Origin of the sequence: Geminocystis sp. NIES-3708, from assembly GCF_001548095.1 — a bacterium.
GTDB lineage: Bacteria > Cyanobacteriota > Cyanobacteriia > Cyanobacteriales > Cyanobacteriaceae > Geminocystis.
The window spans coordinates 1,646,938-1,665,233 of record NZ_AP014815.1 but is presented as its reverse complement, the minus strand read 5'-3'; the positions used below and the strand labels follow the sequence as shown (position 1 = coordinate 1,665,233).

The window sequence follows — 18,296 nt, the reverse complement described above, 5'->3', positions numbered from 1 at the left end:
TTTCTATTCCCAGATTTGACAAGCTAAATCTCCTGCTTTACGGGAAAAACGGATATTTTCTCGATAATCAACAGGACAATCAATTACGGCTGGAACATCCTGTTCTAAAGCAGTCTTTAGAGTCGGGATTAAATCTTCAGCAGAAGTGACTCTATAGCCTTTTAATCCCATACTTTCAGCAAATTTCACAAAATCAGGGTTACCAAAATCAACATAGCTTTTAGAGCCAAATTGATTCATTTGCTTCCATCCAATTAAACCATAACCGTTATCATTAAAGATTAGTGTTACAAAAGGAGTTTTTACTCTTAAAGCTGTTTCTAATTCTTGACAATTCATCATAAATCCACCATCTCCTGTTACTGCTACTACTTTTTTATTAGGGTTGACTAATTTAGCCGCAAGAGCACCCGGAATAGCTATACCCATAGCGGCGAAACCATTGGAGATAATACAAGTATTTGGACATTCACAATGATAATGTCTTGCTATCCACATTTTATGAGCACCCACATCAGAAATAACTATATCATCCGAACTCATTACTTGCCTTAAATCATAAATAATTTTTTGAGGTTTAATGGGAAAACCTTCATCATGGGCATATTGTTCATAATCTTCTCGTATTTCATTTCGTAAAGAAGCTGCAAAAGGTGTTGGTTTACCTGTGCGATCACATCTTTTCAGAATTTCATCTAAGGAATCGCTAATATCACCAATTACTTCGACGCTAGGAATATAACTACTATCAATTTCTGCCGAATTAGCTCCGATATGAATAATGGGAGTTGTACCATCAGGATTCCAACGCTTTGGAGAATACTCAATCAAATCATAACCTACCGCAATAATTAAATCTGTTTGTTCAAAAGCACACGTGATAAAATCTCTCTGTTGTAGCCCCACAGTCCATAATGATAAAGGATGAATGTAGGGAATTGCACCCTTACCCATAAATGTATTCGCCACAGGAATATTTAAACGAGTGGCAAATTCTGTCAACGCATCGGCAGCATTAGCACGAATTGCTCCATTTCCTGCTAGTATAAGAGGGTTTTTTGATTTTGCGATCGCTAAAGAAGCAGCATTAACACTGCGATAAGAAGCATAAATTTTCTCTCGATTATCAATACGCAAAGGTTTACCTTCTACGGGCATCGCCGCAATATTTTCAGGTAAGTCAATATGTACTGCCCCGGGTTTCTCATGTTCGGCTACTTTAAAAGCCTTGCGCACAACTTCGGGGGTAATACCCGGGCGTACAATTTGTTTATTCCACTTAGTCACAGGTGCAAACATAGCAACTAAGTCGAGATATTGGTGAGATTCAATGTGCATTCTATCTGTGCCAACTTGCCCCGTAATAGCCACAAGAGGTGCACCATCTAAATTAGCATCAGCAACGCCAGTCATTAAATTTGTAGCACCAGGACCGAGAGTAGAAAGACAAACTCCAGCTTTTCCCGTTAAACGTCCATAAACATCTGCCATAAAAGCAGCTCCTTGTTCATGGCGAGTAGTGATAAACTGAATAGAGGAGTTTTTTAAAGCCTCTAAAAGGTGTAAATTTTCTTCTCCCGGTAAGCCGAAAATATATTCTACTCCCTCGTTTTCTAAACACTTAATTAATAATTCTGCTGTATTCATTTCTCCCATGATTTTGCCCCTAATTTTTGATTATGTTAAATCTTGTTGCTATATTCTAAAAAAGTGATCAATAAAATCGCTAAAATTCAGAATTTGTATCATATATACCAATATAAACTTTTTCATTAAGAGAACATCAGTGTGAATTTAAGTAATCCTTCCGTTTATCCTCAAAATTTATCTTCTGACTCTAATTATCCCTTAGATCATTTTGCGGTGGGTATTCCTCACCATCCTTTACAATACCGTGCGATTGGTATTATTCAAGCTAAATATCAACCCTTAGAAGATAAACTTACTAAAGGAGTTATTATCAGTTCTGATAATCAAACTTTTGAAACAGTATTATTAGGTAAAACTATTAGTGCTGTAAAAAATCATATTGACTTAAACGAATCACAAAATTGGGTTGTTTATCCCCATACAATTCCTGAAATTGAACAAATACATTTTCAAATAGCGGGAATTTATATCCCTGAAAATATTAGTAGTGACACTTTGCCTCTGAACTACTTTTCTATTCGAGGAGAAGTACTTTACTCTTCTAAAAAAGAGAAAAAAGTGATCGTTAAAATATGTAAAAATAATACTTTATCTACTAGAAGAGTTTGCTTTTTTAAACTGGAATTAGAAGGAAAAATACCTGATCATACTATTAAACATTTTTACTCTTTTTCGGTGGTTTTGGAAGGAAAAAAATTAATTATTAAAAATTATATAGATTTAGGTTTAATCGCCGTCAATTTCTGATAATTATCACATTGTCTTAATTTCTTTATTATTCACGATTCCATTATTTACTATTGATTATGGGTAAAAGAGCTTTATTATTGATTAATCGTCATTCTCGTAAAGGAGAAAAATCACTGCCTTCTGCGGTGGAATCTTTTTATGCCCATGACATGGAATTAATTATTAAACCTGTTAAACATCCTGATGAATTAGGGGCAGTAGTTAGAGAATATCGTAATCAACTAGACTTAGTCATTGTTGGTGGTGGTGATGGCACTCTCAATGCGGTGGTGGATAGTTTAGTCGAGACTAATTTACCTTTAGGTATTTTACCACTAGGTACAGCAAATGATCTGGCTCGAACTTTAAATCTTCCTCTCACTATGAAAGAGGCTTGTGATGTTATTGCCAAAGGTAATTTAAAATCCATTGATTTAGGAAGAGTTAATGGTAAATATTTTTTTAACGTGGCTAGTATGGGTTTAAGTGTTGATATTACTGAAAAATTATCCCGTGGAGTAAAGCGTCGTTGGGGAGTTTTAGCTTATGGCATTACCGCTTTACAAGTCATTAGCTCAACTAGACGTTTTCGAGCCAGAATCAAAGTTGATGGTCAAGTTTTTGATGTCAAAACTATTCAAATTGCTATTGGTAATGGCTTGTACTATGGCGGTGGCATGGCGATCGCTAAAGATGCAGCCATAGATGATCAAAGACTAGATTTATACAGCATAGAATTAAAACATTGGTGGCAAATTTTCCCCTTAATTTGGGGTTTACCAAAAGGGCATCATCATCAACTAGACTGGGTGAGAAGTATTGAAGGAAAAGAGATTGAAATTTATACCCAGAAATCTTATAACATTAATACTGATGGCGAAATAACCACTTTTTCTCCTGCTAAATTTAAAGTCATTCCCCACGCCTTAAATGTGTTTGTACCATAAAATAGGATAAACAATTGATAATTAACAATGGAATATAGACAATTGATAGATAATGAACAATAGTGCTGGTATCTTCGATGTTTTTTAAATTATTGATTTACAACTTCTAAAAAGATTTTTATCTTACTATCAACTATTAACTATCAATTATTTATTATCAACTAAACATTAAATCTAAATAACATCACATCACCTTCTTTAACTATATATTCCTTTCCTTCAGAACGAACTAAACCTTGCTCTTTAGCAATACTCATGCTACCTGCTTTAACTAAATCTTCATAAGCCACTGTTTCCGCTCGAATAAAACCCCTTTCAAAATCAGTATGAATTACTCCTGCGGCTTGAGGTGCTTTCATTCCAGCTATAATTGTCCATGCTCTAGTTTCGGTTTCCCCAGTGGTAAGATAAGTACGAAGTCCTAATAATTCATAAGTAGCTTTTATTAGAGATTGTAAACCACCTTCGGTTACTCCTAAAGATTGAAGAAATTCAGCTTTGTCTTCGGGGGATAAATCTACTAATTCTGATTCTACTTGGGCAGAAACCACTACGACTTTAGCATCTTCCGAGGCAACAAATTGTTTAACTTGTTCAACCCATTCGTTACCATTTGCTAAATCTTCATCGGTGACATTAGCCGCATAAATAACGGGTTTCGAGCTTAATAATCCCAGAGGTTTGATGATAACTTCTTCTTCAGGGGTTAATTGTAATAATCGAGCAGGTTTACCATCATTTAAAATTGGTAAAATGCGTTCTAAAATTATCAATTCTTCGGCGGCTTCTTTATTATTTTTTGCTTGTTTTCTAACTCTATCAATTCTGCGCTCAACTTGAGTTAAATCTGCTAAAACTAATTCTAAATTAATTACTTCAATATCTCGAATGGGATCGACAGAGCCAGAAACATGGATAATATCATCATCATCGAAACATCTTACCACATGAACAATGGCATCAACCTCTCTAATATTTGCTAAAAATTGATTACCTAAACCTTCACCTTTCGATGCGCCTTTGACTAAACCCGCAATATCTACAAACTCAATAGTAGCAGGTACAATTTTCGTACATTTAGAAATTTTAGCTAATACTTGTAAACGTTCATCAGGTACGGCTACAACGCCCACATTTGGCTCAATAGTACAAAATGGAAAATTTGCTGCGGTGGCTTTTGCATTGGCAACTACGGCGTTAAATAAGGTAGATTTACCCACATTTGGCAATCCGACAATACCAGCTCTTAACATAGATTTACATATAACAATTAATCAACACTCTATTATCAATGATTAACGTAAGATTGCACAATGCTGTAACGAAGAAATGTCTAAATTGCTTATTTCTCAATACCATAAAGGAATAGAAAAAATATTCAATATAGTCGTACTAAAAATGAAACTTTTGTTAGATTTCCTTTTCAAAATTTATTAAATAGTTATTATCAAATAAAGGATTTTATCTTAATTCCAGAGTTACCTGATAAAAATGAAAAAAATTCGTCCTGATATTACAATTAAAGACACTTTAAGGTTAGATTAAAAATATTAAGAAAATAGAGATAAATACCATAATTTAGATTTGCAAATTGAGAAGAAAGAAATTAAGGAGTTATTAATATATTTTTTACTAGCAAAATAAAAAGACTTTAAGCAGTGTTTAAAGATATTCTCAAGTAATTAAACGCACTACCTTTAGTATAGTTAAATACTATAAAAAATAGAAATTTTTATAAGTTATTTATGAAAATTTTTATAAGACTTATAATCTTATTTCTGCATGGTAAAGTAGAAATATAAAGCCGCCCTAAAAGTGCGGGGTTTCTAACCCAAGAATCTTGATGAAAGTGTTTTATCTTAACTTCTGAAATCTATTATCATACTTCTCTTCGATTTAGGCGAAACTGATAAACATCCCCCTGAAGACGAAAATTAAAATCAATTCTCCCCGAAGAAATTATTAATTTTTTTCCTAGATGTGAAGTTGGTTGATGAGAAATTGCTAGACAAATGAAAGAAGTCTAATTCACCCTTACAAATTTTGTGATTTAACTAAAAGAAAATTGCCGTAATCGTTAATCAGGCAAAAATTTTGATAAGTTAGATACCATAATCAAAATTTATAAAAAAAGGAGATAATTAATGACTAAAGCTAAAGACGTGCAAGTTGGTAGTGTTGGTTTAAATACAAGGGTTTTTCGCTCTCGTACATGGGATAGGCTTAAATTTGAGGTAGAATATGGTTTAAGTAGGGGTACAACTGCTAATTCTTTTATTATTGAAGGTGATAAAATAGCGTTAATTGATCCTCCGGGAGAATCTTTTACTGATATATTTCTTTCTGCTTTAGATCAAAGAATTCCATTAAATAAAATCGATTATGTTATTTTAGGTCATGTTAATCCTAATCGTTGCAATACAATAAATAAATTATTAAAACAAGCTCCACATATTACTTTTATCACTTCTAATACTGGAGCAAAATCATTACAAACAATCTTTAATAATACTTATCCTGAAACTATTGCAGAAAACATTTTAAATATTATTTCCGTCAAAAGTGATTATGAATTAGACTTAGGAAAAGAGCATCTTTTAGAATTTATTACTACTCCTAATCCTCGATATCCTGATCAACTTTTAACCTTTGATAATAATAGTAAAATTTTTTATACTGATAAATTATTTTCTGCTCATGTTTGCGGTGATCAAATATTAGATGAAGGTTGGAAAATTTACCAAGAAGATAGACGTTACTATTTTGATTGTGTTATTGCACCTTATGGCACACAAATAGTTAAAGCTATTGAAAAAATTCAACAAAAAAATGCCTATATTTACGCTACTTCTCATGGTCCTTTGGTAAGATATGGTTTAACAGAATTAACTGGTTTATATAGTCAATGGTTAGAAAATCAGCAAAATCAAAGTCTTAATGTTGCCTTAATTTACGCCTCGGCTTATGGTAACACTGCTATTTTAGCTAATGCCATCGCTCGGGGTATTACTAAAGCAGGAGTTAGGATAGAATCCATAAATGCTGAATTTGCCAACAGTGAGGAAATTAAAACAGCTATTCAACAATGTGACGGCTTTATATTTGGTTCACCTACATTAGGAGGACACGCTCCTACTCAAATTCAAAGTGCTTTAGGTATAGCTTTAGCCAACGCTGATACAAATAAATTAGCAGGAGTTTTTGGTTCATTTGGTTGGAGTGGAGAAGCCATAGATCTGTTAGAATCTAAATTTAAGGATGGGGGTTATCGCTTCGGTTTTGATACCATCAGAGTTAAATTTAAGCCCACTGAGGAGATATTAAAGACTTGTGAGGAAGCTGGTACGGATTTTGCCCAAGCCTTAAAAAAACGCAAAAAAGCACTCAAACCAAAGGAATCTGCTGATAATTCCTTAAGTGCGCGCACAGAACAAGCATTAGGTCGTATTATAGGTTCTCTATGTGTTGTAACGACTAAACGACATGATTTAAAAGGTGCAATGGTGGCTTCTTGGGTATCTCAAGCAACATTTAACCCTCCGGGTTTTACGGTGGCGGTGGCAAAGGAAAGAGCGATTGAATCTTTGTTGCCTATTGGTAGTAAATTTGTTTTAAATATCCTCGAAGAAGGCAAACATATCGAATTGATGAAATATTTTCTTAAACCCTTTGCCCCTGGGGAAGATCGTTTTGCTAATATTGAGTCTCAAGAAGCTGAAAATGGTTGTCCAATTTTATCCTCCGCTTTGGCTTATATTGAATGTGAAGTTAGTAAACGTCTTGAATGTGGTGATCATTGGGTAGTTTATGCGATCGCCAAAAATGGTAAACTATTATCGGATACTGGCGTAACTGCGGTACATTATCGTAAATCAGGTACTCATTATTAGAATTTTGGTAGATTAACCTAAATTCGATATGGAAATAGATAATGATTTACTCTGGTTGACAGGCAGACTCCGCAGACAAGGAGATTCTATTTGTGTGGATAAACGAAATTCTTTCAAAAATATACAAATATTGAGAGTTTTTTGACTATTGTTTTTGTCCGCCTGTCTCGTTTTCAGGATTTTTCTTCTGTCGAACTGAAGTAAATTAGGCTTCTTCTTGAAGTTTATTTCTGAAAATTTATATGATACTTCATTTAATCAATCATACTCTTTGTTGAACTCAGGTAACTTATTGATAATTTCATGGCGACTTAAGAAATTGCTATCGTAATGCTTTTTGTTGGTGCAAATTCATTTTCCCACTAAAAAGGATGTTCGACGCTACCATCGGTAGCTCTATTCGGACTCGTTTTATAGTGGTAGTCTTATTTGCACATTAAGATAAACTCTGTAACAATTTATTTGTTTTAATTATTTAACAACTAATTACTAATTACTAATTATTTAATATTCTTTTTTTAGTTGTTGACGTAATTGCTCTAATTCATCATCAACAATACTAGAAGAGGAAGGGCTAGAGGTGGTAACATCAATACTAGGAGGTAAGCTAGTAGTTGGTTGAGGTGTGCCAGATAATTGTGCTTTTAGCATTGCTAATTCATCATCAACGGCAGTGCCACCTTCTAAAGCTGCCCATTTAGAATCTTCGCCCATTCCTGCTAATTCTCCAGCAGACTGAGAAACTGCTTCCATTTGTAAAACTTTGTCTTCCATGCGCTCGAATGCAGACATTGCGGAGCTAGTATTAATGTTACTAATAGTACTTTGTAGTTGTTGATTGGCTTTAGCCGCACTAAGACGAGCTTTAAGCATATCTTTTTTCGTTTTCGCTTCTGAAATTTTACTTTCTAAAGCAGTAAGATTACGACGTAAAGAGTCGATTTGTCCTACTTGTCCATCTAATTGAGTTTTTAAAGTAGTGGCAGTCTCACTATAAGTTTTTTTGCGGACTAAGGCTTCTCTGGCTAAACCTTCTTCTCCTTTGGTTAAAGCTAGTTGTGCCCGTTGTTGCCACGTATTCGCTTCAGAGAGATTTTTTTGATATTGTTGCTCTGTACGTTTTTGAGCAGCGATCGCCTGTGCTACGGCTTGACGCATTTTTACTAGATCATCTCCCATTTCCCGAATACTTTGTTCTAGTACTTTTTCGGGATCTTCGGACTTATCAATCATATCATTGACATTAGCTCGAACTACTCTACTGATGCGATCAAAAATTCCCATAATAATTTCAACCTTTTATTCTACTTCTATCTATATATTACTTTATCACTTTCGACTTTATTCTATTTTAAATCATCATTTTCTGATTTTAAAAGAGCCTTGAAATAGTGAAACCTTATCATTACTTATTGTTATGGAGTATTTTCTCCTAATTTACGGTTTAAATCAAATAAAAAACCATGAATATATTCTTCTGTCCATTCTGCACCATATAATCGAGTAAACATTCCTCTGGCTGGATCTTTTTCCCCACGATAGTTAATATATTTTTTTTGAGACTCTAAAATTTGTTGTAATTTATTTTGATCTGTTATTTCTGGTGCTTGTTGTACAAAATTGATATAGGCTTCGAGATATTCTTTAAAGGCATCAAATACTATTGTTTCTATAATTTCTGTTTTTTGAGGACGAGTCCATAAAAAGGCGGGAGAAAAAAATTCTTTAGCTTCCTCAGGAAAATCTCCCCCCCATGCTAATTGATCTTTATATTTATTAAAAATAGATGCGATAGGCTTAAAATAAGTTGCTTGATAATCACTATCATGGAATAACGGTTGCATATCAAGGGCAATTAAATGCCCCCCCGGTAAGGTGACTAAATCAGCTCCAAAAAAAGGTAAATCATAATTTAAGTGGGGAAAAATGACAAAATTCAATACTTGTAGAGAATTTCCTCCTTCCACATGAGCGGCTCTAATCTGTCTTAATTTTGAAGATTGATAACCATAACTGGTAGTAATGACTTCTTGAGTTTTATTTCCTTTCCCCGTAATGGTTTTATTTTGTGCAAAACCTTCAGGTATAGGATAATCTGTTATTTCTAACCGCTCTTTTAATAGTGCGATGGCATAGTCTAAAAAAGGTTGATAAAGAGACATAAAACAATTTTATATTTATTGTTAAACTACCGCTAAAGATAAAGCATCTTCAAAAAGAAATTCATGGAGAAAACGATTTGCCCATGGATGACCAAAATAACTACTAAATAAACCATGGGCTGGATCTCTTTCTGCACTATAGCGATCATATTCTTTTTGTGCATCTATAACCTTGGCAATTTCCGATTTATTTGATAAGGGTTTTGCTTCTTTTACCATTTGCCAATATAAACGCAAATATTCTTGATAAGCAGGAAAAAGTCGATTGTGGATAGAGTCAGGATCAGTTTTAGCAAATAACAGATTTTTAGAAAAGAAACGATTAGCATCATAAAACTTCATCCCTAAATTTTGAGCTAAATCAGAATATTTTTCTCTAATTTCAGTGATAGGATCTATATACTTTTGTAAGTAAGCCTCATCTTGAAATAATGGCTGAAAATCTAACACCACTAAATTTTTTTTCTCTCCAAAAGTCAGAAAATCAACTCCTAATAATGGTAAATCATAATGATGGTCAGGATAAATAACACTATTAAAAATTTGTGCCGATTCTCCAGCATCTATATAGGTATAGCGAATCTTTCGTAATTCTGAACACTGATAACACCAACTTCTAATGGTTGCTGGATTTTTACCACGCTCACTAACTTTTTCGGCTAATCCATCAGGAATAGAACGAGGTTGCAGTTCAAAGTTGTGATGAAGTTCTTGTTCTAAAAAATTCTGAAAAGCTTGATACATATAATTTTTTATCTTATAAAGATGCTTAGTTATGCCTTTGATCTAGTTTAAGAATTTTGTGATTCACATCAGCCAATTTATGAAAGAAAGTAATATTACTTAATAAAATTACCGTTTATATTAAAAAAATATTTGTTACAAATATTAATAAAGATTAGCGAGAAATTGCTGTTAAATATTTTATAAACCGAAGGCTTAAGTAATTATCAAAGATCGTTTTTAGATAAATCTAAACTTATTATTAACCTTATTTTGATTAGGTTTTATAGTTTTTATTTTCTCAGAATCTTTGACTTTTCTGACATGAGCCGATAATGGTTTTTTGTTAAAATCATCATACTGCAAGTAAAAATAATTAGAAATACTTCAATAAAATTGAGGAAAAATTAAAAAAATTTTAGAAAAAATTTACTTTTTCTATATTCCCTAATAGATTTACTTGTTAAGTTTTGTAAAAAAAAATAGAAAATATCTCAGATTATAGAGAGGAATATCGCAAATGGTTTTTGGACCTGCATCTCAACTAGGAGTAAGTTTGTTTGAAGAAACAGCACCTATTGAAAGACTGCCCAATAGTAGCACTGAAGATTTAGAAACAATTATTCGTGCTGTGTATCGTCAGGTTTTTGGTAACGCTTACATTATGGAAAGTGAACGTGCTATTGTACCTGAATCTCAATTTAAAAGAGGGGAATTAAGCGTCAGAGAATTTATCCGTGCTTTAGGTAAAAGTTCTGCTTATAGTTCTCGGTTTTTCGACACTTGCCCTCGTTATCGTTTTATTGAACTTAATTTTAAACATTTCTTAGGGCGCACTCCCGAAGGATTGGAAGAAACCAGAGCTCATAGCACGATTCTTGACACAGAAGGTTTTGAAGCAGAAATTGATTCTTATCTTGATAGTGACGAGTATCAAAATGCTTATGGAGAAAACATCGTACCTTACTATCGTGGTTATAAAACTGAACCTAACCGCACAATGGTAGAGTTTACTCATATGTTTGCTATGCTTCGTGGTGCTTCTAGTAGTGACTTTAAAGGAAGTTTATCGGGTAAAAGTCCTGTACTTAATCAATATGTGATTCAAGGTACTCCTTTAGCTGTAATTCCCCCTTCTGGTGGTTCTGCTGGTGATGGCTGGTCATTCCAAGATCGTACCATCGGTTCACGTTCTCAAGGCAGTTTTGGCACAGGAGATGAAGGCAAAGTATTCCGCATCGAGGTTACTGGTTACGGTTCACCTAAGGGTAAAGGTGTTAATCGTGTCTCGGCATTCCGTCGGAGTAATCAAGTTTACTTAGTTCCTTTTAATCGGCTCTCAGCAACCTATCAAAAAATTCACCGACAAGGTGGAACTATTGCTAGTATTACCCCCGTATAAGAACAATCCTCGGTCGAAGCGTTTTCAATAACGTTTTTACCGAGAACTTTTGCCATAAGTATAACACTTAAATGTTTTTTATATATATTCGTTAATGACCATATCAAAATTTGTTCAACAATCCTTGGGTAACTGGCGATCGCTTCGCAGTGTACATCATCTTGCTTTTAGTCATTTAGAAGAAGTGCGATCAGAAATTGAGATTATTTCCTTAACAGTTGATGATCCTCTAGTAATTAGTTTATGTCAAGAAAATAATATAGATATAGCATTAGCCACAAATCCCTTTAAAATGAGTTGGGAAGGAGAATCAGATTGGGATGAGAAAGAAGAATTAAAAGGTACAACAGTATTAGTACCTATTCCAGACGCAAACAACTCCAATAAAGGACAATTATTGCGAGATCGAGGTTATGCAGAGACAATGGCAGCTATTGCCCTATATGAAATTCAAGAAGACGGTACATTTATCTTAACCACTAATTATGATCGTGCCAGTGCAGAAGAAAAAATTTGGTTTGTCAATCCTAATCTGCGGTTTCGTGTATCAATGATTAAAACGGCTGATGGTAAAGGAGTTGTTACTGCTTCTTTTTCTTCTGAAATTCGCTCTAAAGCAGTGGATAATTAACAATGAAATTATCATTAAATTATTTGAAGTTGGTGAATTAATGTATAGTTTATCTCTTGCAAAAGTGCTCATGGAGCAAAGTGCCAAATTTTACAATTTTATTTACTAAATGATTAATAATAATTCTGATTTACTAATAACATTGGCTCGGTGGATAGCTGGAGAATTTAGTAATAAAAAACAATGTTTTGCTGATCCTAAATTATTTGCCCACATTCATGTATTTTTTCGCCCATTACCTGAGAATTTTTTTGACGGAATTGGTTTTTATTCTGAGCAAGTTTATGACTATAATATGTGGACTCCCTATCGTCAAGGAGTGCATAAATTTGTGCAACAAGACGATAAAATTTATGTAGAAAATTATAGTTTAAATGATGCTATGCTTTATGCTGGTTCAGGGCATAATCGCTCAATTTTACAGACTATTAAACCAAAAGCTATCGAAAGACGTTATAATTGCTCGATGATTTTTAGTAAAAAAAATGATACTTTTTTCGGTAGAGTAGAAGGAAATAAATGTCTGATTCCAAAAAAAGATAAATTAACTTATTTAATCAGTGAAGTAGAATTAACAGAGGAAACTTTCGTTAGTTTAGATAGAGGAATGGATATTAATACAAATCAGCAAGTTTGGGGTTCAACAGAAGGTCCTTTACGCTTTGAAAAAATACAAAATTTTGCTGATGAATTGCCTTTTTAGTTGTCAATAAAATATAGTAAAGTACATTAAAAAATAATTAAGCTATTTTTACTATTACATTCTTTTAACACCGAATTTATTGATGAGATTCCAGTCTTTATTTCCATAAACCCCAGCCAATGCTGATTTAAAGCATGAGATGAAAAAATAAAATAACAATTCTAAGAATATTTCGTACATCTTACCTTTGCGCATCGAAGCGAGACAAATCATAAATTAATTCAGCAACAAGAATAATTAAGTATATTTCTGACTCATTTTCTCTAATATTTCATTAGGAATACAACGACGTTCAGAAGAATATGTCATTAAATTGACTCCATTCATCATTTTTACAGTACTAATTCTTACTCGAAAATCGTCGGTAATAAACCAACATCTCTCCATGCCCTGATTTTTTTCATATTCAGTGATAATAGTTAATACTCCATCGGGGGCGAAATTATAATTACAAACAACAGGAATCCCCTCAACATAACCTTTATTACGCAAAAATCTACCACTACTTTTATTGTCAGAATTGGGAATATCTACTAGAATTGCCGCCCAATTCGGATTCGGATTCGGATTATCTAAATTATCCTGCCACAGAAAACTTGCTCCACCAACAGTTAATTGGGGATCAATATTTTGCTCTTCACATACTTTTTGAATCCGATTATCATTTCTGTCTAATACTTCAATAATAATATTAGAATTTCCAGATTGTTCAACTGTAGTATCAAAATGATGTACTGTTCTTTGAGAATACCAAGTACCTTCACTTTTATTGAAAAAATCCATCATTGTCATCGGTGCTTTTAATGGCATAATATCTTATTCTTATTATGGTTTAATGTGTATGATTATTAAAATGTCAAGCTGTTTTGATTAATTTTTCTCAAGGTATATTAAGAAAATTAATTTTAGTTATTTTAGTCACTCATTTAACCATATTATAAGTTAAGGTATTTACCTCAAAATGTGAAAATTTTTAACAAAAAAATAAATATACATAAATTATTATTTGATCTTTTTATTATTTATTAATTGATTTAATATCTATGTCATTATCTCAAAGTCATTCAAAATCAGAAATTCTTGCGATTATGCAACAGGATAAAAATTTAGCAGGGGCGAATCTACAAAATATGGATTTGTCACAATTAGATTTATCGGGTGCAAATCTTCAAGGTGCAAACCTTATTGGGGTTGATTTTAGCGAGGCTAATCTTAGTCATATTAATGCCCAAAATGCAGATTTGAGGGGTGCTTGTTTACAAAATGCTGATCTTAGTTTCACTAATTTACAAAATGCTTTATTACATAGATCACAATTACAAAGTTGTAATTTGAGTAATAGTAATTTAGGGGGAGCAAAATTAGATCTTGCCTGTTATGATAGTCAGACAAAATGGCCAGATAACTATGATTATCGCAAATGTGGAGCAGTAGGCCCTTATGCGAATCTAACAGGTATTTTTCTTAATACAGCGAATCTGAGAGGTTTAGATTTACAAGGGGTTAATTTACGAGGTGCTTATCTCAGTGGTGCAGATTTTACCGAAGCAAATTTAGAAGGAGCGGCTTTAAGTGGTGCTAATCTTAAGTATGCTTATTTGACGGGGGCTAATTTACAAAATGCCTTGTTAGTAGGTGCTCAGTTAGAAGGTGCTGATTTACGAGCAACTAACTTAAAAGGTGCTAATTTAGACAGGTTAGAGAGTATTGCTGGGGCTGATTTTACTTACGCCCAAGGATTAGATGATAATACTAGAGCGATGCTTTGTAGTTTTCCTGCCCAAGAATTAGGTACATGGAATGCCTTTACCCGTAGCAATACTCAAGTTAGTCTTCAGGCAATTAATTAATAATATTGCCCAATAAAGGGATTAATGAGTCTCTCGCAAAGGTGCAAAGAAAGAATCAAGTTTTTTATCCTTAATTTTTTTATTTTCATCTCTTCAATTAGTAATGGCATTTATTTTACAAAACCTATTTATCTTTAATCAATAAGCTCTTAACAATGACGAATACAACAATTAAATATACTGCTAATTCTATTCAATTAACCGAAACTGAAACTGATGAGTTATTACAAAAAGTTGAGGAAAAATTGTTTAGGCATAATTTTGACACCGATGATCATGAGACGATCGCAAGTATGGTTGAAAGTATGGGTGATAAACGAGGAATGACTCGTTTAAAGTTTGCTGAAAGACTGGGAATCATCGGTAAACCTGCCGTACCATTTTTATTAGAAGCCTTAGCTAACCATCCCAATCCAGTAATTCGTAGAGCTAGTGCTAAAACTTTAACATTAATTGCTGACCCTAGCGCTGTACCTAACTTAGTTTATGCTTTATTACATGATGAGGATACTGTGGTACAAGGTTCTTGTATTGGTGCTTTAGCTCGTACGGGGGAAGCCTCAGTACCCGAACTACTTAAAATCATAGCTGATTCCGATCAAAATGAAACAATTAAAGGTCATGCTAGTTGGGCTTTAGCTTTTATTGGCTCACAAGCATCGGAATATTTATATCAAGCAATCAATTCTGAATCGTTAGATGTTCGTTGTGCTGTGATTAGTGCTTTAGGTAGTTTAGTGCAAGAGCAACAGGATGAACAAGCCTTAAAAATTTTAGTGGATTCTTTACAAGATTCTGAACCAATTATACGTTGCGAGGCGGCGGCGATTTTAAGTAAGGTAAATCAACCCTCTGTGGTTTCAAATTTAATTGCTTCTTTACAAGATTCTGATGCCCAAGTGCGCAAAGCCGTTGCATTAGCATTAATGAAAATAGGGGGAGAAAATGCTTTACTACCGTTAGAAAATGCCTTAAATCAAGAATTAGAGGCAGAAATAAAACCCATTTTTAAACTGGCGATTTCTCAAATTCAAAGAAATTTAGATGTTGAATAATTATGTGGCACAGGCATCTTTTTTGTTACTCATTAGTAATTACGAAAATTAATTATAAGGCAATATAATCTTAACGGTTGTGCCTTTATTCATTTGACTTCTAATGGTAATACTACCACTATGCAAATCTACACACTTTTTCACTACTACTAATCCTAAACCAGTACCAGTGAGATGACGCACATTTTGTCCTCGATAAAAAGGCTCAAAAATTTCCCTCATATCTTCTGGAGAAATACCTACACCTTTATCTCTTACTTTTATTTGAATTTTATCTGAATGAAATATTAAATATAAATAAATAGAGCTATTTTGAGGAGAATATTTAATGGCATTGGATAGTAGATTGGCTAAAATTGATCTTAATAATTTTTCGTCTAAACAAACATCAATTCTTTTTCCCTGACAGATAAATTTAAGGTGATGTTGAGTGTTAGTACTCAGTTTTATTTCTTCCATAAATTGACGACAAAAATTCTCTAGTGCCAATGGTTGAGGATTAAATTCTAAATTGCCAGTTTCCGCACGATTAATAGTTAAAATGTCATCTAAAAGTTGCACCATATTTTTAACGGCGTTTTGGATTCGATGTAAATTTCTTAATTGTTTTTGCGGATTATGGGAATGGGTTGTTGCATTTTCTAATACTTGGGCGGCAGCTAATACTGTGCTTAAAGGAGTACGAAATTCATGGGATGCCATGGAAAAAAAACGGGTTTTGACAATATTTAACTCTTTTTCTCGCTCTAATGCTTTATGTACTTCTTTTAGTCGTTTTCTTTCGGAAATATCACGAGAAGTAATGACAATTCTAGTTTCAGGCACATAGTCAATAAATTTTTGGGTGATAGCTTCCAGATGATGCCACTCCCTTTGTTTATTTCTGCATCGAAATTCAATGGGGCGCACAATAGGATTATCTTCTAAAGCATCTGCAATACTAGAGCGAATATTGGCAATTTCATCAGGATGAATATAGCTAAAAAAGTTTTCTTGAATAAATTCGGCGAAAGTATAACCTAAAACTTTTTCTACCGATGGACTTTGATAGTGAATTGTACCGTTTTGATCTATGATCGTAATAATATCTAGTGCATTTTCTACTACTTGACGAAAACGCTCTTCACTATGACGTAAAGCTTTTATTAAGGATTCTAAAGTGTGGTTAGTATGACGCAAAGCGGCTTCGGTTTTTTCTCGTTCGATAATTTCTGCTTTTAATGATTCATTGGTTAATGCTAATTCTTCTGTACGTTGTTGTACTCTTTCTTCTAATTCTGTATTTAGTTGTTGTAATTGTGTATGAAGTTCTGATTGTTGAATGGCGATCGCCACTTGAGTTGCCAGTTGCTTCATTAATTCGATTTCTTCATCTTCCCATATTCGTGGTTGACTACATTGATGAGCGATTAATAAACCCCAGAGATAGGAACAAGGAGTAGAATCAATGGACAAAATAGGAGTAGAATTAACTCTGGATTCATCTTGATTTTCTAAATTGCGATTTCTAATATCTTGAATAATCGGTACAACTAACTTTGCCTTCACTCCAAATTGTTTCACAAATTCTGCCAAGCAATCTTCGACATCGGTTTGTTCAATGTCATTAATAGCACGGGTTTTACCCTCAATATAAGCCTGATGATATTCTTGAGGAAACACTTCTTCAGGGAAAGTTTTACCCAAAATTTGAGGGTAAGGAGAGCGTACATTTTCAGTAATAGCACTACCTGTACCATTATCCCATAAGCGAAAAATTATAACTCGATCAGTTTGTAGAAAACTTCTGACTTCAGTAACAGTGGTATTTAAAACTTCTTCAATATTTAAGGAAAGACGGATTTGATGAGTAATTTGATGTATCAATCTTTCTCGTTTAGCTTTTTGCTTCAAGATAAATTCAGCTTCACGACGAAGATTTATTTCTCGTTTGAGTAAATAAAAACCAATTAAAACAATAAAGCAATAAAAACTAATAACGGTAATCAGTGGATTGAAAAAATTAAATAAATTCACATAAGTTACTCAATCTTAAATTATCTTGGGTGTTTATCCTTCTACAGAATCAATCTTAACCTCTTAATTCAATAATGGGAGAAAGTTCGACAACAACCCTCATCAAATTTAGTCGAAAAACTGCCATTTTTATACCAGTAGTTTTTCAGAGGATGATGAGGTGTTTTCAAATTTGCCTTTGCTTGATAGAGAATAACTTGACGATGGTTTCCTCGCCAGACTTTTTTTAAGGCTTCCACAGAAATTAAATATCCGCCCAAACTAATAACACATTCTTCAAATCTTTCTATGGTTGAATAATCAAAAGTTTCAAATACTAAACAATTTTCAGCATAAATTAAATGACGACTCCGAATCCAAGTCTCCATTTTTTTTGTAGCGACTGGAGGCAACATTTCCCTTATTAGTTATAAATTAGTGTCTTAAAAAATGAGGTTAATTAGAGTTAATTTTAAATTTTTTAGTGAAAGTTAGGAAAAAATAGACAACAATTTTATTATCAATTTTAGATATAAAAATCCTATAACAATATTGTTAT

The 18,296-nt window shown here is 33.3% G+C and carries 16 protein-coding genes; 8 read left to right on the top strand and 8 right to left on the bottom strand.

Annotated features, from left to right (window positions below; genetic code table 11):
• Window positions 1-3: 3 nt before the first annotated feature.
• Window positions 4-1,656 (bottom strand): acetolactate synthase large subunit, encoded by a 1,653-nt coding sequence (locus GM3708_RS07310; RefSeq protein WP_066345253.1) that lies wholly within the window; start codon window positions 1,654-1,656, stop codon window positions 4-6.
• 132 nt (window positions 1,657-1,788) lie between these two features.
• On the opposite strand from GM3708_RS07310, the gene GM3708_RS07305 reads away from it, so the two are divergent.
• Window positions 1,789-2,397, top strand: coding sequence for a 2-dehydropantoate 2-reductase (locus tag GM3708_RS07305; RefSeq protein ID WP_066345252.1), 609 nt, complete (start codon window positions 1,789-1,791; stop codon window positions 2,395-2,397).
• Window positions 2,398-2,456: 59 nt separating this feature from the next.
• The gene (locus GM3708_RS07300; RefSeq protein ID WP_066345251.1) at window positions 2,457-3,326 is read left to right on the top strand and encodes a lipid kinase; all 870 of its coding nucleotides are present in this window, start codon (window positions 2,457-2,459) and stop codon (window positions 3,324-3,326) included.
• Window positions 3,327-3,487: 161 nt separating this feature from the next.
• On the opposite strand, the gene ychF is transcribed toward GM3708_RS07300, so the two are convergent.
• Window positions 3,488-4,579: a redox-regulated ATPase YchF gene (ychF, locus tag GM3708_RS07295; RefSeq protein WP_066345249.1), complete on the bottom strand. Its 1,092-nt coding sequence runs from the start codon at window positions 4,577-4,579 to the stop codon at window positions 3,488-3,490.
• 891 nt (window positions 4,580-5,470) lie between these two features.
• On the opposite strand from ychF, the gene GM3708_RS07290 reads away from it, so the two are divergent.
• Window positions 5,471-7,216, top strand: a complete 1,746-nt coding sequence (locus GM3708_RS07290; protein ID WP_066345247.1) for a diflavin flavoprotein — start codon at window positions 5,471-5,473, stop codon at window positions 7,214-7,216.
• A 504-nt stretch (window positions 7,217-7,720) separates the two neighbouring features.
• On the opposite strand, the gene GM3708_RS07285 is transcribed toward GM3708_RS07290, so the two are convergent.
• The 3 genes from GM3708_RS07285 to GM3708_RS07275 form a co-directional block, all read right to left on the bottom strand.
• On the bottom strand, window positions 7,721-8,500 hold the full coding sequence (locus tag GM3708_RS07285) for a PspA/IM30 family protein (protein ID WP_066345245.1): 780 nt from the start codon (window positions 8,498-8,500) through the stop codon (window positions 7,721-7,723).
• A gap of 131 nt (window positions 8,501-8,631) precedes the next feature.
• Window positions 8,632-9,378: a phycoerythrobilin:ferredoxin oxidoreductase gene (locus GM3708_RS07280; RefSeq protein ID WP_066345243.1), complete on the bottom strand. Its 747-nt coding sequence runs from the start codon at window positions 9,376-9,378 to the stop codon at window positions 8,632-8,634.
• 21 nt (window positions 9,379-9,399) lie between these two features.
• Window positions 9,400-10,122 (bottom strand): 15,16-dihydrobiliverdin:ferredoxin oxidoreductase, encoded by a 723-nt coding sequence (locus GM3708_RS07275; protein WP_066345242.1) that lies wholly within the window; start codon window positions 10,120-10,122, stop codon window positions 9,400-9,402.
• Between the two features lie 499 nt (window positions 10,123-10,621).
• On the opposite strand from GM3708_RS07275, the gene GM3708_RS07270 reads away from it, so the two are divergent.
• From GM3708_RS07270 to GM3708_RS07260, 3 genes are all read left to right on the top strand, one after another.
• On the top strand, window positions 10,622-11,503 hold the full coding sequence (locus GM3708_RS07270) for a phycobilisome linker polypeptide (RefSeq protein WP_066345241.1): 882 nt from the start codon (window positions 10,622-10,624) through the stop codon (window positions 11,501-11,503).
• A gap of 94 nt (window positions 11,504-11,597) precedes the next feature.
• The gene (locus GM3708_RS07265) at window positions 11,598-12,134 is read left to right on the top strand and encodes a phycobiliprotein lyase (RefSeq protein WP_066345240.1); all 537 of its coding nucleotides are present in this window, start codon (window positions 11,598-11,600) and stop codon (window positions 12,132-12,134) included.
• Window positions 12,135-12,243: 109 nt separating this feature from the next.
• Complete coding sequence (locus GM3708_RS07260) at window positions 12,244-12,837, top strand: chromophore lyase CpcT/CpeT (RefSeq protein WP_066345239.1); 594 nt, start codon at window positions 12,244-12,246, stop codon at window positions 12,835-12,837.
• Between the two features lie 237 nt (window positions 12,838-13,074).
• Here the strand turns inward: GM3708_RS07260 and GM3708_RS07255 are convergent, their stop codons facing one another.
• Window positions 13,075-13,647: a phycobiliprotein lyase gene (locus GM3708_RS07255; RefSeq protein WP_066345237.1), complete on the bottom strand. Its 573-nt coding sequence runs from the start codon at window positions 13,645-13,647 to the stop codon at window positions 13,075-13,077.
• A 233-nt stretch (window positions 13,648-13,880) separates the two neighbouring features.
• Here GM3708_RS07255 and GM3708_RS07250 point away from each other — a divergent pair, with 233 nt between their 5' ends.
• Both GM3708_RS07250 and GM3708_RS07245 read left to right on the top strand, forming a co-directional pair.
• Window positions 13,881-14,687 carry a pentapeptide repeat-containing protein gene (locus GM3708_RS07250; RefSeq protein WP_066345235.1) on the top strand — a complete coding sequence of 269 codons (807 nt, stop codon included), beginning with the start codon at window positions 13,881-13,883 and terminating at the stop codon, window positions 14,685-14,687.
• Window positions 14,688-14,842: 155 nt separating this feature from the next.
• Window positions 14,843-15,742: a HEAT repeat domain-containing protein gene (locus tag GM3708_RS07245; RefSeq protein WP_066345232.1), complete on the top strand. Its 900-nt coding sequence runs from the start codon at window positions 14,843-14,845 to the stop codon at window positions 15,740-15,742.
• 48 nt (window positions 15,743-15,790) lie between these two features.
• Here GM3708_RS07245 and GM3708_RS07240 read toward each other — a convergent pair whose 3' ends face one another.
• Together GM3708_RS07240 and GM3708_RS07235 are read right to left on the bottom strand one after the other, a co-directional pair.
• On the bottom strand, window positions 15,791-17,758 hold the full coding sequence (locus tag GM3708_RS07240) for an ATP-binding protein (RefSeq protein WP_197671694.1): 1,968 nt from the start codon (window positions 17,756-17,758) through the stop codon (window positions 15,791-15,793).
• Between the two features lie 68 nt (window positions 17,759-17,826).
• A complete protein-coding gene (locus GM3708_RS07235; RefSeq protein WP_066345231.1) occupies window positions 17,827-18,153 on the bottom strand; it encodes a CpeR family transcriptional regulator in 327 nt (108 codons plus the stop codon).
• Window positions 18,154-18,296: the final 143 nt, after the last annotated feature.

Excerpts from the sequence above, each read along its gene's own strand:
- GM3708_RS07310 (WP_066345253.1), bottom strand. The coding sequence starts at position 1,656 with ATGGGAGAAATGAATACAGCAGAATTATTAATTAAGTGTTTAGAAAAC.
- GM3708_RS07300 (WP_066345251.1), top strand. The coding sequence starts at position 2,457 with ATGGGTAAAAGAGCTTTATTATTGATTAATCGTCATTCTCGTAAAGGA.
- ychF (WP_066345249.1), bottom strand. The coding sequence starts at position 4,579 with ATGTTAAGAGCTGGTATTGTCGGATTGCCAAATGTGGGTAAATCTACC.
- GM3708_RS07290 (WP_066345247.1), top strand. The coding sequence starts at position 5,471 with ATGACTAAAGCTAAAGACGTGCAAGTTGGTAGTGTTGGTTTAAATACA.
- GM3708_RS07285 (WP_066345245.1), bottom strand. The coding sequence starts at position 8,500 with ATGGGAATTTTTGATCGCATCAGTAGAGTAGTTCGAGCTAATGTCAAT.
- GM3708_RS07280 (WP_066345243.1), bottom strand. The coding sequence starts at position 9,378 with ATGTCTCTTTATCAACCTTTTTTAGACTATGCCATCGCACTATTAAAA.
- GM3708_RS07275 (WP_066345242.1), bottom strand. The coding sequence starts at position 10,122 with ATGTATCAAGCTTTTCAGAATTTTTTAGAACAAGAACTTCATCACAAC.
- GM3708_RS07270 (WP_066345241.1), top strand. The coding sequence starts at position 10,622 with ATGGTTTTTGGACCTGCATCTCAACTAGGAGTAAGTTTGTTTGAAGAA.
- GM3708_RS07265 (WP_066345240.1), top strand. The coding sequence starts at position 11,598 with ATGACCATATCAAAATTTGTTCAACAATCCTTGGGTAACTGGCGATCG.
- GM3708_RS07260 (WP_066345239.1), top strand. The coding sequence starts at position 12,244 with ATGATTAATAATAATTCTGATTTACTAATAACATTGGCTCGGTGGATA.
- GM3708_RS07255 (WP_066345237.1), bottom strand. The coding sequence starts at position 13,647 with ATGCCATTAAAAGCACCGATGACAATGATGGATTTTTTCAATAAAAGT.
- GM3708_RS07250 (WP_066345235.1), top strand. The coding sequence starts at position 13,881 with ATGTCATTATCTCAAAGTCATTCAAAATCAGAAATTCTTGCGATTATG.
- GM3708_RS07245 (WP_066345232.1), top strand. The coding sequence starts at position 14,843 with ATGACGAATACAACAATTAAATATACTGCTAATTCTATTCAATTAACC.
- GM3708_RS07235 (WP_066345231.1), bottom strand. The coding sequence starts at position 18,153 with ATGTTGCCTCCAGTCGCTACAAAAAAAATGGAGACTTGGATTCGGAGT.